The 4,606-nt window shown below is 38.4% G+C and carries 1 protein-coding gene; it reads left to right on the top strand.

Annotated features, from left to right (window positions below):
• Positions 1-4,606 (top strand): C80 family cysteine peptidase (locus tag BHECKSOX2_RS09655; protein ID WP_180323758.1); only part of this gene is annotated, 4,606 nt, incomplete at both ends.

The raw sequence follows: 4,606 nt of genomic DNA, 5'->3' as shown, positions 1-4,606 counted from the left end.
GCACAATCGTTAGCAGATAAAGTCAAAATACTGCAACAAACCTACGGCAACGACAGCACCGACATTGGGCGTATCGCCTTGGTTGGTTGTAATACCGATGGCATTGATCAGAACCTCACCCAAGACTTTGCCAAAGCCATTTATAACGACACACCTGAGCTAAAAACTGCCGAAATAACCGGCAGAAAAGGCAACATGCAAATCAACCCTGATGGCACCAAAACCATGGAAACAGGCAGTGAAAAGATGATTTATCGGTGGAATGGCGACCTAAATATCATTACCCAGCAGACTGAGGAATCCAAGCGTGCGGGGGAGGTATTAGAAAATTTGAAACTGGGTTGTGTGAGCTCCAAAGGCTCGTCTGACACTGATATTGATGTTATTGATATAGATAACATTCCAGATACCTTAACCAATGCACAAGTAGATTTAAATGACGCTGTTGGAGCGGGCTCATTTAAAACGGCCTATAATTTTAAAAATCGGCCTGATTTATTGGTGTTGTTGGTAGAATCATACAGTCAATCCAATGATATTGAAAATGAAGTAATGTGCTTAGAGCAACTAGAAGCGCTTGGTATGAAAACACCTGAGCGTTATAAGCAAATCACATTTGTAGACCAATCCACACCCAACTTTAATACTGAGCAACGCGGTTTGGTTGTGCAAAAGATTAAAGGTGCACAGGATATAAGATTAGAACAAAAACCACTTATTCATCCTCAGTCAAAAGTGCTTGATAATAGCAACAACAAAACCTTAAAAGATATCAAAAATTTGCAAAAAATATTTGCAAAAAATCCCCATCTTTATGTGCAGGATTTCCAAGGGCTTGTTGCTGAAGACGGTCAACTGTATGTTATAGATCCACAGAATGTTAATATGCATGCAGACAGCAAGCATAATTCGACTCTATTAAGTGCTTTGCAGGGGTTTGAGCAAGATATTTTAAAACGCCACAAGCGTTTTACCGGCAAAGCACTCAATCATATCACCTATATTGACGATAGACTTTGGAAATCTTACAGCGATACACGAAAACAACAAATGCTGAACGATCTACAGAAAAAAGACAATAAGGCCTTTGTTGTCTATAATTTTGTAACAGGTGAAAAAGAAGTCCTTCATAAGCCAAGCGACATTCAAAATGTGAACTTCAACACCATTGAAGTCATTACCCAAGATAACCAAAACCAAAATGTTGATTTAAGAAAAGAGTGTGTTGATTTTACAAATCAACAAAGTTGGGCGAAAAGTAGAGATTTTGTTTTCCGTGTAAACACCTCTGAGGATTATGAAGCCTTAAATCTTAAGAGTAACGACAAGAACAAACACAACATTATCGTATCAATCGGCAACGATAAAATTACCAGAGATGCAGCCACATCATTATTTAACAAACACCCCGATACCAGCGTTCTTGTTACCATTAATGAACAAGGGGATTTGGTTTTCCCAGGGGGGGAGGCATTTACCCCTGATGCCAGTGTGCGGCTCAATATTGTGGGGCATTCAGAAAAATTGGAAGCAGTCGGCGCTCAACAGTTAGCGATATATACCGACAGCCTAATGCGATACTACAATATAAATTCAACGGACAACTCCTCTTATTTAAATCGTGCTGCTCTGGTGGGCTGTAAAAACCAAGCACTTAGTGAAAGTTACGCCAATCAACTCTATACCCGAAAATATTTAAGAGGCACTAGTGTTACCGGTAGATTAGGCGATATGCATATAAATAAAGATGGTTCTAAAATCATGAGTGATAAGGATCAAAAAATCATTCATCGCTGGAATTATAAATTTGAAAAATCTACTTGGACAACGGAAAGCTCTAAGAATGTTGGTGATGTTTTAGATTCTCTAAAATTGGGACTGGATAATAAAACAACGCCCGATTCATTGATGCATACAGATATAGGTAAATCTATCGGCCATGGCTCCACGAAAACCGCTTACACTTTAAAAGACCACCCCGATTTGTTGTTTTTACAACTAGATGAAAGCCTAGAGAATGCGCATTCAGTTAGGCAATTAAAAAACGAAATTGAGTGGATTAACAAATTTAGAGAATTGGGCATTAAAACGCCAAAATATTTTAAGGTTGTTTCCATGATTGATGGAGACGATCAAGAGCATCAAGGTATTTTGGTTGAACGCATTCATAACTCAACGATGGTAAGGCCAGGGCGGCTATCTGTTCCAGAGGAGCGTGTAACACACAAAACGCTAAGCGATATTCAAAATTTATTGCAGAAATTTGATCAACATCCAAATTTAGGCATTGATGATTTACAAATGTTATTAGGCAGAGATGGGCAACTTTATGTCATTGACCCATTAAATATTAACTCGCCATCATCTGAATCTTTGTCTTATTTTTCACAGGAAGAAAGAGAAGAGAATATAGAAAATTTGCGAGAGTGGAGAGACACATCATTAAGCGTCCTAGAAGAATTCAACCAAAACAAAGGCATGAACGCCATTTTTGTTAGCAAGGAAATGTTAGGGGATGATCCAAAATTTGAACAAAGCCTATTAGAAAAAGCAAGAAAACAGCAAGACCTGGTTATTATGAGTTACGACTTAGCAAAAGACACAACTCAAGTGCTTTACGAGCCAAAAACCTCTTATAAAATTGACAGAATCGAAGTAATGGTTGATGAAAATAATCGCTTTATTGACGAATATCAGATGGATGATTTTGTAAGACAGGATTCAAAAATGTCTAGTGATATGGTTTTTCGTCACGCACTCAAAAAAGACTTCAGCAATTACCGAAGCAACATTATCGTTCAAAATGGCAACAGCGACATTGCAATCAAGGCCGCCCAAGATCTTGCCAGCAAACATCCTAATAGCAGCATTATTGTTCGTTTTGATGCTGATGGCAATTTAATCACGCTAACAGATGGAATTTATACACCTAAAGGCAATGTGCGTCTTAGTTTTGTCGATCATGGCGCTGATCTCAGCAAAGAAGGTGCACAATCGTTAGCAGATAAAGTCAAAATACTGCAACAAACTTACGGCAACGACAGCACCGACATTGGGCGTATCGCCTTGGTTGGTTGTAATACCGATGGCATTGATCAGAACCTCACCCAAGACTTTGCCAAAGCCATTTATAACGACACACCTGAGCTAAAAACTGCCGAAATAACCGGCAGAAAAGGCAACATGCAAATCAACCCTGATGGCACCAAAACCATGGAAACAGGCAGTGAAAAGATGATTTATCAGTGGAATGGTGATTTAAATATTATTACCAAACAAACCGAAGAGTCTAAGCGCGTGGGAGAAGTATTAAAAGGCTTGAAGCTCGGTGATGCGAATTCTGAAGGTTCGTCTGATGCCATAGACATAGACAGTATTCCAGACACATTATATGCCACACAAGTAGATACAAGATTTGCTATTGGTGAAGGCACACATAAAGTTGCCTACAATTTTAAAAATCAACCTGATTTATTAGTATTGTTATCAAAAACATGCTATGGGGCTCGTATTATTAAGGACGAAATAAAATACTTAGAGCAACTAGATTCACTTGGTATAAAAACACCTGGACGCTATAAACAAATTACATTTGTAGATAGATTTCACTCCAAGAAACACGGTTTAGTTGTGCAAAAAATTAAAGGCGCAGAAGATATAAGATTAACGCACAGAACCAAGACTCTACCACCAAAGGTTCTTAGTAATAGCAACAACCAAACCTTAGAAGACATTAAGCATTTGCAAAAAATATTCATGAAAAACCCTTACCTTTTTGTGTCAGATTTTCAAGGTCTTGTTGCTGGAGACGGTCAATTATATATTATGGATCCACAGGGTGTTGATCTTCATTCAAGCAGTAGGCGTAACATGAATCAGTTAAACGCCTTACAGGGATTCAAACAAAATATTTTAAAACACCACAAGCGCTTTACCGATAAAACTTTCAATCATATTATCTATGTTGACAAACAACTTTGGGGATCACCCGATGATGCACTAAAACACAAAATACTAAGTGATGCAGAAAAAAAGAACAATAAAGTCATTGTTGTCTATGATTTTGCAACGGGCGAAAAAGAAGTTGTTCATCAACCAGAAAATAATCAAAATTTGGATTTCAACACTATTGAAGTAATCTCCCCTGACAGCAAAAACCAAGATATTGGTTTAAAAGGAAATTGTCGTGTTTTTGCTATGCAACAAGGTTGGAAAGAAAGTAAAGATCTTGCTTTTCGTGTCAACACCGCTGAGGGTTATGAAGCCCTAAACCTAAAAAGCAATGACAAAAACAAGCACAATATTATTTTATCCATTGGCGAAGATAAAGTCACCAGAGATGCCGCCAAAGCGTTATTTGACAAACACCCTAACACCAGTGTCCTTGTTACACTTGATGAGCAAGGTAAGCTGGTTTTCCCAGGGGGCGAAGCATTTACGCCTGATTCCAGTGTACGACTCAACATTATTGGACATTCAGAAAAATTGGAAGAAGTGGGGGCGACAAAGTTAGCAGATTACACCGATCAATTAGCGCAACACTACAAAATGGATTCAGTAGATAGTCACGCCTATTTGAATCGTGCTGCTTTGGTGGGTTGTAACA

Source organism: thiotrophic endosymbiont of Bathymodiolus puteoserpentis (Logatchev) (genome assembly GCF_900127505.1).
Lineage (GTDB): Bacteria > Pseudomonadota > Gammaproteobacteria > PS1 > Pseudothioglobaceae > Thiodubiliella.
The sequence above is the reverse complement of the archived record's forward strand: the minus strand, read 5'-3'. Positions and strand labels throughout refer to the sequence as shown.